This is a genomic window from Pseudomonas sp. NFACC10-1, from assembly GCF_900119195.1.
Lineage (GTDB): Bacteria > Pseudomonadota > Gammaproteobacteria > Pseudomonadales > Pseudomonadaceae > Aquipseudomonas > Aquipseudomonas cerasi.
In genome coordinates, this window is record NZ_FPJB01000002.1 from 217,539 (window position 1) to 229,763 (window position 12,225).

Consider the following 12,225-nt stretch of genomic DNA (forward strand, 5'->3'; position numbering starts at 1 on the left):
CGTATCATCATGCGACCGGTGTCTATGTTTTCCCTGCGTTCCTTTTGTGCTGCCGCACTGTTTGCGCTCTGCCTGTCTTCTTTCCCGGCGCTCGCCGCCGACCCGCCCAGCAGCGACGCTGTTCAGCAAAGCCTCGACAAGATTGCCGACCGCAAGCTGCCTGACGCCGAGCAAAAGGCACTGCAGCAGGTCCTTGAGCAGACACTGGCGTTTCTGAACAGCAAGCAGGACAGCGAGCAGAAGCTCGAAGCGCTCAAACAGCAGCTCGCCCAGGCGCCAAAACAGACTTCGGAAAACCAGCGTGAACTGGCCCGCCTGAAAGAAAGCAAAGTGGTGCCCGTGGCCCAGCGCTATGGCGGCCTCGACGTGCCGCAGCTGGAGCAACTGCTCAGTCAGCGCAGCACCCAGCAGAGTGATCTGCAGAGCGAACTCAACGACGCCAACAGTCTGGCCATTACCGCGCAGACCCGGCCTGAGCGCGCCCAGACTGAAATCAGCGCCAATCAGACGCGCATTCAGCAGATCAACGCCATCCTCAAGAATGGCAAGGACAACGGCAAGACCCTGAGCGCCGACCAGCGCAACCTGCTCAATGCAGAACTGGCCTCGATCAACGCCCTCAACCTGCTGCGCCGTCAGGAACTGGCCGGCAACAGCCAGTTGCAGGACCTGGGCAACAGCCAGCACGACTTGCTGACCGAGAAGGTGGCGCGTCAGGAGCAGGAAATTCAGGACCTGCAGACCCTGATCAACGACAAGCGTCGTGCCCAGTCGCAAAAAACGGTCGCCGATCTGTCTCTGGAAGCGCAAAAGTCCGGTGGCAGCAGCCTGCTGGCGACCGAAAGCGCCGCCAACCTCAAGCTGTCGGACTACCTGTTGCGCGGCACCGATCGCCTCAACGAGCTGACCCAGCAGAACCTCAAGACCAAGCAGCAACTGGACAACCTGACCCAGACCGATCAAGCCCTCAGCGAGCAGATCAACGTGCTGAGCGGCAGCCTGCTGCTGTCCAAGATTCTCTACAAGCAGAAGCAGGCGTTGCCGCATCTGGAGCTGGACAAGGGGCTGGCCGACGAAATCGCCAACATCCGTCTGTATCAGTTCGACATCAACCAGCAACGCGAACAGATGAGCACGCCGACCGCTTACGTCGAAAAGCTCCTGGCTACCCAGCCGCCTGAAAACGTCACCCCGCAACTGCGCCGGACGCTGCTGGACCTGGCCATCACTCGCAGTGACTTGCTTGAGCGCCTCAATCGCGAGCTGAGCGCGTTGCTCAACGAGTCCATCACGCTACAGCTGAACCAGAAGCAGCTGACCAGTACCGCTCAGGGGCTGCGCGCCACACTCGACGAGCAGATGTTCTGGATCCCCAGCAACAAGCCGCTGGACGTGGAATGGTTTCAGAATATCTGGCCGCGCCTGCAAAAGCAGGTCGCCACCCTGCCGTGGACGTCCAGCCTCAGCGAACTGTCAGACGGCCTGACCCAGCGACCGCTGCTGTTCCTCCCCTTGCTGCTGTTGATCGGCATACTGACCTGGAGGCGCAAGGCGCTGTACCAGAAGCTCAATCGCCTGCACGCCGACATCGGTCACTTCAAACGTGACAGTCAATGGAAGACGCCGCTGGCACTGCTGATCAACGTGCTGCTGGCCATGCCCGTCGCGCTGGGGCTGGCGCTGTGCGGCTACGCGCTGCAGATCGACGCCCGCGGTCAAAACGCCAACCTCGGCGAGGCCTTGCTGCAGATTGCCCTTGCCTGGCTGGTGTTCTATACCGCCTACCGCGTGCTCGCCCCGTCAGGTGTTGCGCAACTGCACTTCCGCTGGGAAACAGCGCAGGTCGAATTCCTGCGTGGCTGGGTGCGACGCCTGGGGCTGGTCGTTCTGGCCCTGGTGGCGGTGGTGGCCGTTGCTGAACACCAGCCTGCCGCACTGGCCGACGACGTGCTGGGGATCGGCGTGGTGCTGACCTGTTACGCCCTGATGACCTGGCTGCTCGGTCGCCTGCTGATCTCAAGCCCCACGCATCACAATGCCTCACTGTTCCGCAAAACCGTCGGCGTGGTGTTCACGGCATTGCCGGTCGCGCTCTTCCTGGCGGTTTGCTTTGGCTACTACTACACCGCGCTCAAGCTCAGCGACCGTCTGATCGACACTCTGTACCTGATGATGATCTGGCTGATGGTCGAGGCGACGTTCGTCCGCGGCCTGAGCGTGGCCGCCCGGCGTCTGGCCTATCAGCGCGCGCTGGCCAAGCGTCAGGCAGCCAGAGAAAACGGCGACAGCGACATTCCGGTCGAAGAACCCAAGCTGGACATCGAACAGGTCAACCAGCAGTCGCTGCGCCTGATTCGCCTGGCCCTGCTGGCCGGATTCGTCGGCGCGCTGTACCTGGTCTGGGCCGAGCTGATCACTGTGTTCGCCTATCTCGATAACATCATTCTCTACGAATACACCAGCGGCACCGGTGCCAACATGAGCATGGTGCCGATCAGCCTGAGCGACTTCCTCGGCGCTGGGGTGATCATCGTCATCACCTTCGTGCTCGCCGGCAACCTGCCCGGCCTGCTGGAAGTGCTGGTGCTGTCACGCATGAACCTCGCGCAGGGCAGTGCCTACGCGACGACCACGCTGCTGTCGTACACCATCGCCGGTGTCGGCTTCGTCACCACGCTGTCGACGCTGGGCGTGAGCTGGGACAAATTGCAGTGGCTGGTCGCAGCGCTGTCGGTGGGTCTAGGCTTCGGCATGCAGGAAATCTTCGCCAACTTCATCTCCGGCATCATGATCCTCTTCGAACGTCCGGTGCGGATCGGCGACACCATCACCATCGGCGCCCTGTCGGGGACGGTCAGCAAGATCCGCATCCGTGCCACGACCATCACCGACTTCGACCGCAAGGACATCATCGTCCCGAACAAGACTTTCATCACCGGCCAGCTCATCAACTGGTCGCTGACCGACACCGTTACCCGCGTAACCCTCAAGCTGGGCGTGGATTACGGCTCGGACCTGGACCTGGTGCGCTCCCTGCTGCTGCAAGCCGCCCGGGAAAACCCTCGGGTGCTCAAGGAACCAGAGCCGATCGTCTACTTCCTGAACTTCGGCGAAAGTACCCTCGACCACGAACTGCGCATGCACGTACGCGACCTGGGCGACCGCAACCCGGTACTCGACGAGATCAACCGCTTCATCAATCGCGAGTTCAAGAAGCAGCACATCAACATCTCGTTCCGCCAGATGGAGATCTACCTCAAGAACACCCAAGGCCTGGAATACAAACTGGTGCCCGCAGAGCCAAGCGACAAGGGCAATGCGCCGACCGGAAAAACCACCCTGCAGCCGGTGAACACCACCGTAACCCCGGCGACCAAGGATGCGCCCGAGCCGCCGGAGTTGCGGCTGGATTGAGAAGACTGACAGTGGGTGTCGACCGCGGTCGACACCCACCAGCAATCAAATCAGGCCTCAACCCGCCCAATCACCACCTTCGCTTCCAGATACCCCCCAGGCTCCTTGCTGATCTGCACGGTTCCGGCACACGGTGCCAGTATCGATGTTTCCATCTTCATCGCCTCCATGATGGCGATCACCTGTCCCTTCTCTACCGTCGCACCGTCTTCAACCGCCCAGGCATGCAGGTTGCCCGCGACCGGCGTCAGTACTGCGTGCGGGTCCGGGGCTTCGGCAGTTGGCTGGCTGGCATCAGCCGGTGCGGCAGCGTTCAGGCTCATGCCGGCCAGCAGCGCAGCAGGCAGGCCCAGTTCGTGGCGTTTGCCGTCGATTTCAACGAAGGTGCGCAGCACGCCCGGGTCGGCCGGTTCTGCATTGCGCGGGGCGATGGTGACGTGCTCGGCGAAGTCGGTTTCGATCCAGCGGGTGTGGACGGCAAAGGTATTGGCCGCAGTGAAGTCGTCATGGTCCATGACCGCCCGATGGAACGGCAACACGGTGGCCACGCCTTCCACCTTGAACTCGGCCAACGCACGGCGAGCGCGGCTGATGGCCTGTTCGCGGGTTGCGCCGGTGACAATCAGTTTGGCGATCATCGAGTCGAAGTTCGGTGAGACCCGTGAGCCTTCCGTCACGCCGGTGTCCAGGCGCACGCCCGGGCCGGATGGCGGCTGGAATACCGCGATAGACCCCGGCGTCGGCAGAAAGCCGTTGCCCGCGTCTTCGGCATTGATGCGGAATTCAAAGCTGTGGCCGCGCGGCACAGGTGTACCGTCGAACGACAGCGGCAGGCCGTCGGCGACGCGAAGTTGTTCGATGACCAGATCCACACCGCTGGTTTCTTCCGTCACCGGGTGTTCGACCTGCAAGCGCGTGTTGACCTCCAGGAACGACAGGGTGCCATCGCCGCTGAGCAGGAACTCCACTGTACCGGCACCGACATAGCCCGCTTCGGCGCAGACCGCGCGGGCCGACTCGTGAATGCGCTGGCGCAGCTCGTCGGTCAGGTAAGGGGCCGGGGCTTCCTCGATCAGCTTCTGGTTGCGACGCTGCAACGAGCAATCCCGGGTGCCGACCACAACCACCCGGCCATGCCGGTCGGCGATGATCTGCGCTTCAATGTGCCGTGGGCGATCCAGAAAGCGTTCGACGAAGCACTCGCCACGACCGAACGCGGTCACCGCTTCACGCACCGCAGACTCGTACAACTCGCTGACTTCATCGAGCTTCCAGGCGACTTTCAGGCCGCGACCACCGCCGCCAAAGGCTGCCTTGATGGCAATCGGCAGGCCGTGCTGCTCGGCAAACGCGACCACCTCGGAGGCATCGTTCACCGGGTCTTCAGTACCGGCCACCAGCGGTGCGCCGACTTTCAGGGCTATACGCCGGGCCTGGACCTTGTCACCCAGTGCGTCGATGGTCGCAGGATCGGGGCCGATCCAGATCAGACCGGCATCGATCACAGCGCGGGCGAATTCGGCGCGCTCCGAGAGAAAGCCGTAGCCGGGGTGAACCGCGTCGGCACCGGCACGAGCGGCAACCGCCAGCAGCTTTTCGATATTCAGGTAGGTGTCGGTCGGGCGCTCGCCCTGCAACCCATAGGCTTCATCGGCCTGACGCACGTGCAGCGCGTCGATATCGGCATCGGCGTACACCGCCACAGAGGCGACTCCATAGTCACGGCAGGCACGGGCAATACGAACGGCAATTTCGCCACGATTGGCAATCAGAACCTTTTTCATCTGTTCTTGGTCTCGTCTGAAGTGGCGGGGCGCACTGGCTCGAAGGCGCTCAGCGGATTGAAGCGAATGCGGGCATTGACCGGAATCTGCCCGGCCTTGTCGAGGTGGTAAGTGGCGACTGCGCCGATGACCGGGTAACCGCCGGTCAACGGGTGATCGGCCAGAAACAGCACCGGCTGGCCACTGGGCGGCACCTGAATGGCGCCGACCGTGGTGCCCTCACTGGGCAACTCGCCATCGACGGCACGTTGCAGCGATTGCTCGCCCGCCAGGCGAATACCGATACGGTTGGATTGCGGCGTGACCCGCCAGGTCTGTTGCGCCAGCAGTTGCTGGGCTTCGGCGCTGAACCAGTCACTGCGCGGGCCCATGACCACATCCAGGGTGATGACGTCATCGCTACGCGGCATCTCGAAGGCCGGTTGTTCGGCAGTCGATACTGAAAGGCCGCCAGTTCTGCGCGTGAAGCCCAGCCGGTCACCCGCTGCCAGCGCGGCGGGCCCAACCTGGGCCAGCGTGTCAGTGGACAGGCTGCCAAGCACCGGCTCATGAATGAAACCGCCACGAACCGCCAGATAATTGCGCAGACCGGCGCTGGGCGAACCGATGCTCACCTGATCGCCGCTCTGCAAAGCCAGCGGTGCATACAACGGCGCCTGCAGCTTTTGTCCTTCGGCGGTCAGCACCTCGACGCTGACCTGGGCCCCGGTAATCGCCACAACAGTCTGCCCCTGACAGGTGAAGGTCAGCCCGCCCATGAGAATTTCCAGGCACGCCGTCGCCGGATCGTTGCCCACCGCGCGGTTGGCAGCACGCAAGGCGCCGCGATCCAGCGCGCCCGATGCGGACACACCCTGCCCTGCCCGACCTGGACGACCCAGGTCCTGAAACAGGGTCTGCAGACCTGGCGTTACGATCTGCAGATAGTCCTCGTTGACCGTCGTCGCCTGCGGCCGGACAGGTGCGGCAACCTGCACACGGGTCTCCGGGAGCGGACCGGCATCCTGGAAACGCACGCGGTAGCCGGGCTGAAGCAAGGCGGGCTCGTCGCGGCCCAGATCCCACATGGTTGAGGGGGTCACCCCGATGATCTGCCAGCCGCCGGGGCTGGCCTGTGGATAAATGCCACTGAAACCACCGGCCAGCGCCACTGCGCCAGCCGGAATACGCGTGCGCGGCGTGCTGCGTCGTGGGACCACGAAGCCGGCGCCGCCGCTGAGGTAGGCAAAACCGGGCGCAAAGCCGCAGAACGCAACGTTGTAGTCGCTGCCGGTGTGGCGCTTGATCACTTCCTCGACGCTGATGCCCAGCTCTCGGGCGACATCGGCCAGGTCTTCGCCGTTGTAATGCACAGGTATTTCGATCAGTTTGCCCGCCTCGCGTGCCTTGCCACGAATGTCCCGCGAGGCGATCTGTGTGGCGAGGGCTTCGAAGCCGATGGCGGCTGGTCGAAAATGCACCAGCAACGTCCGGGCAGCCGGAACGATTTCCTCCACGCCAGCGATGGGCATCTGCTGTAACGATTCGAACAGGGCCAGGGTCTCGTCCAGATTCGACAGTTCAACCAGGAGTGCATCCAGGTTGGCCGGGTAGAAACGCATGAGCCTCTCCTATACGTGGTAGTAGCTGTCCGGAATATCGGTAATGAACATGTGGCCCGGCGCATGAGAAATCGCAAACGGCACACGGGACGCCATGACCACCGCCTGCGGGGTCACACCGCAGGCCCAGAACACCGGAATCTCGCCGGGCCTGATCGTCACCGCATCACCAAAGTCAGGGTTCGCCAGGTCGTCGATGCCGAGCAGTCCAGGCTCGCCGACGTGTACCGGCGCGCCGTGCACACCGGGATAGCGCCCGGTGATGCGCGCCGCTTCGGCCACCCGGTCCGCCGCGATCGGGCGCATCGACACCACCATGTTGCCCTGCAGGCGGCCGGCCGGGCGGCAGATCCGGTTGCTGCGGTACATCGGCACATTGCAGCCTTCGCTGATGTGGCGCACATCGATGCCGGCGTGCATCAGGTCGGTTTCGAAGGTGAAACTGCAGCCGATCAGAAAGCTGACCAGATCAGTGTGCTGCGCCCAGATGTGGCTCACATCACTCAGCTCTTCGGCCAGTTGCCCATCGCGCCAGACCCGGTACAGCGGCAGGTCGGTGCGCAGATCAGCCTGTTCGGCCAACAGCGTGGTGTGGCTGCCGGGCTCGGTCACATCCAGCACCGGGCAGGCTTGCGGGTTGCGCTGCGCGAACAGCAGAAAGTCATACGCCCATTCACGCGGCAGCGTGATCATGTTGCACTGGGTCAGACCGGGCGCTTCGCCGGCGGTCGGCGCGACGAATCCCTGGCGATAACGGGCACGGGCGGCGCTGGCTGCCTCGCGGGCGAGTTGCAGTGAATTCATGATCAACCTCGATTGAATGCGCGGACAGTGACGCCTGCATCGTGCAAACGGTTTTTCAGGATGCGGGCGATGTTCACCGCGCCCGGGCTGTCGCCATGCACGCAGATCGAATCGGCCTGCAGGCTGATTTCGCGGCCATCTTCAGCCTCGATGATGCCTTCGCGCACCAGGCGCAGCATGCGTTCGGCGATCAGTTCGGCGTCGTGCAGCACGGCACCGGGCCGCGAGCGCGAGACCAGCGTGCCTTCAGCGGTATAGGCGCGGTCGGCGAACGCTTCGGCGACGCAGGAAAGCCCGGCGTCGCGTGCCCAGTCGAGCAGCGGGGAATTAGCCAGGCACACCAGCTTCAACGCGGGGTCAATGCGCAGCAGCGCCTGAATGACTGCCGCGGCCTGACGCTGATCACCGGCAATGGTGTTGTACAGCGCGCCGTGAGGCTTGACGTAGCTCACGCGGGTCCCGGCGCTGCGGGCAAGGCCCTGAAGCGCGCCGATCTGATAAATGACGTCGGCGGTCAGTTGGTCGCTCGGGATGTCCATGTTGCGGCGGCCAAACCCTACCAGGTCCGGGTAGGCCACATGTGCGCCGATGGCAACGCCCCGGGCCGCAGCGGCCTCAAGGGTGCGCAGGATCCCGGCCGGGTCACCGGCATGGAAGCCGCAGGCCACATTGGCGCTGCTGACCACATCGAGAATCGCCTCGTCGTCGCCCATGCTCCAGGCGCCGAAGCTTTCACCGAGATCACTGTTGAGGTCTATTGCAGGCATTTTTATTCTCCGAAATCAGGCTGCATTGATGAAGGCAAAGATGGCTCCCGCCGATTTGAACGCCATGTACCACGACAGCAGACAGGTCAGCACGCCCAGCACCAATAGCCAGCGCGGGTAGTGGTAGCCGTCCATCATGTCGGACCGGCGCCAGCCGACGTACATGAAAATGCTCAGGCCCAGTGGCAGGATCAAACCGTTGAAGCCCCCGGCAAAGACCAGCAGCGCGGCCGGTGGTTTGCCCCACATGACGTATACGACCACGGTGATCAGGATAAAGCCGACAGTTGCCAGGTTGCGCACGCGCTCGGTGATGCGTTTGGAAAATACCGTGATGAACGACATCGAAGTATAGGACGCGCCGATCACGCTGCTGATGCCGGCCGCCCAGAGCACCAGGCCGAACATGATCAGGCCGAAGTTGCCAGCGGCAGCGGTGAATGCCTGGGCCGCAGGGTTTGCGCCCTGGCCGGATACATCGATGACGACGCCGCTGGCGACCACGCCGAGGATCGCCAGAAACAGTATGTAACGGACAACCCCGGTGACCAGAATACCGGTCAGCGCCGCCTTGGACACGACATCGATGTTTTCGACCCCGACGGTGCCGCGATCCAGCAAGCGGTGAGCACCGGCGTAAGTGATATAGCCACCGACCGTGCCGCCGACAATGGTGGTGATGGCCGCGAAATCGACCATGTCCGGCAGGATCGTCTGGCGCAGAGCCTCGCCCAGCGGCGGATGCGAGGCAAAGGCGGCGAAGAGGATCAGGCAGACCTTCAGGGTGCCCAGCACCATCATGATGCGGTCCATGGCAATGCCGGCGCGGTGCGATGAGAAAATCGCGATGGCGATCAGCGCGCTCAAGGCGCCCCCCCATTTGGGGTCAAGACCGGTCAACGCATTCAAGCCCAGGCCCGCACCGGCGATGTTGCCCAGACTGAACACCAGGCCGCCGAAGATGACCAGTACCGCGAGCAGATAACCGCTGCCCGGGATCGCTGCGTTGGCCAGATCGGCCGCGCGCATTCTGGTCAGCGTCACGATGCGCCAGACATTCAACTGCACCACGAAGTCGATCAGGATCGAGGCCAGAATGCCGAAGGCGAACGCCGCTCCCAGAGTCGCGGTGAACGTGGCTGTCTGGGTCAGAAAACCAGGACCGATGGCAGACGTCGCCATCATGAAGATCGCGGCGATCAAAGAGGCGCGGCGCGCCTTGGTGAACTCATTGGCAGTCTGTGTCACGGCGGCATTCCTGAGATGAGGGGTATTCTGCCAGAGCAATGACCATGCCAAAGGTCATTCAAACGCGCCAAGTTGTAGATCCATAAAGATAATATTGTTGAACAATGTAGGTGATATGAATCAACCATGTGCACCATGTTGTTACGCGAGGACTCAGATGTGCTACCTGATGAAGCATCTGCTGACCTTCGTCCTTGCCAGCCAATGAGCTGTCGTGGAATATCGACCTGGCTTTTCTTTCTCTGGACCCTTTATGAACGACGCTGCTTCTGCCCTCCCTCGCACCCTCGGAGAATCGATCACCACTGAGCTTCGCAGAATGCTGGTCGAGGGCGAGCTGGTACCCGGTCAGCGCCTCTCGGAAGCCGCGCTGGCCGAGAGTCTGGATATTTCCCGTAACACCCTCAGAGAAGCCTTCAGAGTGCTGACCCGCGAAGGACTGCTGACCCACGAACCCAATCGAGGGGTCACCGTGGCCAAGCCTGATATGGCTTCAATCATCGATATCTACCGAATTCGGCGCTTCATCGAATGCGGGGCGATTGCCCAGGCTTATCCACAGCATCCCGGTGTGCTGCACATGCGCAATGCGGTCGAGGCCGGCGTGCAGGCGCGTGAGGCCAAGGACTGGATTGCCGTGGGCACCGCCAACATGATGTTTCACAAGGCCATCGTCGAGCTGTCCGACAGCCCGCGACTGGCGGCGTTTTATGCGCAGATATCAGCAGAGTTGCGCCTGGCCTTCGGGCTGCTCAACGACCCGGAGCTGCTGCATTCGCCCTATCTGGACATGAATGCAGCGGTACTCGGGCGCCTTGACGCGGGCAAGACCGATGAGGCGACGCGCATGCTCGAGGATTATCTGGTGCAATCGGAACGAACGATTCTGGCCGCCTTCGAGCGAAGCCGGAACCGGTAGTCCGGGCGCAGGCCCGATCACCAGAACTACCACCCAGGGACCCGGTCTACGGGTTCTGACCGTTGCAACACGCCCGACGAGCCAGGCAGGCCGCCGCTTCGTTGAAAGCCTGAAATTCCCCTCTGGAGGCGATACGCTTTGAAAGCACTCGACGAACTCACTTTCGACAACCGCTTTGCCCGTCTGGGCGATGCGTTCTCCACTTCCGTGCTGCCTGAACCCATCGATGCGCCGCAGCTTGTGGTTGCCAGCCAGTCAGCGCTGGCACTGCTGGACCTGGCGCCTGAACAGGCCGATCTGCCGCTGTTCGCGGAAATCTTCAGCGGCCACAAGCTGTGGTCCGAGGCAGAGCCGCGGGCAATGGTGTATTCCGGGCATCAGTTTGGCTCCTACAACCCGCGCCTGGGCGACGGTCGCGGGCTGTTGCTAGGCGAGGTGTACAACGACGCCGGCGAGCACTGGGACCTGCACCTCAAGGGCGCAGGCCGCACACCGTATTCACGGATGGGTGACGGGCGCGCCGTACTGCGCTCGTCGATCCGCGAGTTTCTGGCCTCCGAAGCCCTGCACGCGCTGGGCATCCCCAGCAGCCGCGCGGGGTGTGTGGTCAGCTCCAGCACGCCGGTGTGGCGCGAAACCCAGGAACATGCAGCCATGGTGCTGCGTCTGGCGCAGAGCCATGTGCGCTTCGGCAGTCTGGAATACTTTTTCTACACCAAACAGCCAGAGCAATTGAAGACCCTCGCCGAGCATGTGCTGACGATGCATTACCCGCTCTGCCAGGAGCAGCCTGAGCCGTATCTGGCGATGTTCCGGGAAATCGTCGAGCGTAACGCAGAGCTGATTGCCAAGTGGCAGGCCTACGGCTTCTGTCATGGCGTGATGAACACCGACAACATGTCGATTCTGGGCATTACCTTCGATTTCGGACCGTTCGCGTTTCTGGACGATTTCGATGAGCACTTCATCTGCAACCATTCCGATCACGAAGGTCGCTACTCCTTCAGCAATCAGGTGCCTATCGCGCAATGGAACCTCAGCGCGCTGGCACAGGCGCTGACCCCGTTCATCAGCGTGGAAGCGTTGCGCGAGGCCATCGGTTTGTTCCTGCCGCTGTATCAGGCGCACTACCTGGACCTGATGCGCCGCCGACTGGGCCTGACCGTTGCCAAGGAGCAGGACGAACAACTGGTCAGTCAGTTGCTGAAGCTGATGCAGAACAGTGGCGTGGATTACACCCTGTTCTTCCGCCGCCTGGGTGACCAGCCAGCCGCCGAGGCGTTGCGCACGTTGCGTGACGACTTTGTCGATATCAAGGGCTTCGATGCCTGGGCAGAAGCGTATCAGACGCGTATTGCCGGCGAAGACAACGGCACCGAGCAGGAGCGTCAAACCCGCATGCATGCGGTCAATCCGCTGTACATCCTGCGCAACTACCTGGCGCAGAACGCCATCGCCGCAGCGGAAAAAGGCGACTACGAAGAAGTCCGCCGCCTGCATCAGGTGCTCTGCACACCCTTCACCGAACAGCCCGGCATGCAAGGCTACGCCCAACGCCCGCCGGACTGGGGCAAGCACCTGGAAATCAGCTGTTCGTCGTGAGGCGTTTGTCCTCTATCGTGCCCATGCTGGAGCGTGAAGAACGATAATCTCAACTATCGTGCGGCGCTCCGCGTCGCATGCCGTTC

General features: G+C 62.6%; 8 protein-coding genes. 3 read left to right on the top strand and 5 right to left on the bottom strand.

Annotated elements, in window-relative coordinates:
- Positions 1-24 precede the first annotated feature (24 nt).
- On the top strand, positions 25-3,414 hold the full coding sequence (mscK, locus tag BT119_RS05555) for a mechanosensitive channel MscK (RefSeq protein WP_003432039.1): 3,390 nt from the start codon (positions 25-27) through the stop codon (positions 3,412-3,414).
- A 50-nt stretch (positions 3,415-3,464) separates the two neighbouring features.
- Here mscK and BT119_RS05560 read toward each other — a convergent pair whose 3' ends face one another.
- Genes BT119_RS05560 through BT119_RS05580 form a run of 5 tightly spaced genes read right to left on the bottom strand, consistent with a single transcriptional unit; the run spans position 3,465 to position 9,618 of the window.
- Positions 3,465-5,198 carry an acetyl/propionyl/methylcrotonyl-CoA carboxylase subunit alpha gene (locus BT119_RS05560; RefSeq protein WP_054081283.1) on the bottom strand — a complete coding sequence of 578 codons (1,734 nt, stop codon included), beginning with the start codon at positions 5,196-5,198 and terminating at the stop codon, positions 3,465-3,467.
- Complete coding sequence (locus tag BT119_RS05565) at positions 5,195-6,799, bottom strand: 5-oxoprolinase subunit B/C family protein (RefSeq protein WP_072365054.1); 1,605 nt, start codon at positions 6,797-6,799, stop codon at positions 5,195-5,197. Before BT119_RS05565 ends, BT119_RS05560 begins: the two co-directional genes overlap by 4 nt.
- 9 nt (positions 6,800-6,808) lie before the next feature.
- Complete coding sequence (locus BT119_RS05570; protein WP_003366165.1) at positions 6,809-7,603, bottom strand: putative hydro-lyase; 795 nt, start codon at positions 7,601-7,603, stop codon at positions 6,809-6,811.
- A gap of 2 nt (positions 7,604-7,605) precedes the next feature.
- Positions 7,606-8,370 carry a LamB/YcsF family protein gene (locus BT119_RS05575; protein WP_003366163.1) on the bottom strand — a complete coding sequence of 255 codons (765 nt, stop codon included), beginning with the start codon at positions 8,368-8,370 and terminating at the stop codon, positions 7,606-7,608.
- 15 nt (positions 8,371-8,385) lie between these two features.
- Positions 8,386-9,618: an NRAMP family divalent metal transporter gene (locus tag BT119_RS05580; protein ID WP_002551747.1), complete on the bottom strand. Its 1,233-nt coding sequence runs from the start codon at positions 9,616-9,618 to the stop codon at positions 8,386-8,388.
- A gap of 253 nt (positions 9,619-9,871) precedes the next feature.
- Here BT119_RS05580 and BT119_RS05585 point away from each other — a divergent pair, with 253 nt between their 5' ends.
- Positions 9,872-10,537 (top strand): GntR family transcriptional regulator, encoded by a 666-nt coding sequence (locus BT119_RS05585; RefSeq protein ID WP_005778794.1) that lies wholly within the window; start codon positions 9,872-9,874, stop codon positions 10,535-10,537.
- A 138-nt stretch (positions 10,538-10,675) separates the two neighbouring features.
- Positions 10,676-12,139, top strand: coding sequence for a protein adenylyltransferase SelO (gene selO, locus BT119_RS05590; protein WP_072365056.1), 1,464 nt, complete (start codon positions 10,676-10,678; stop codon positions 12,137-12,139).
- Positions 12,140-12,225 lie beyond the last annotated feature (86 nt).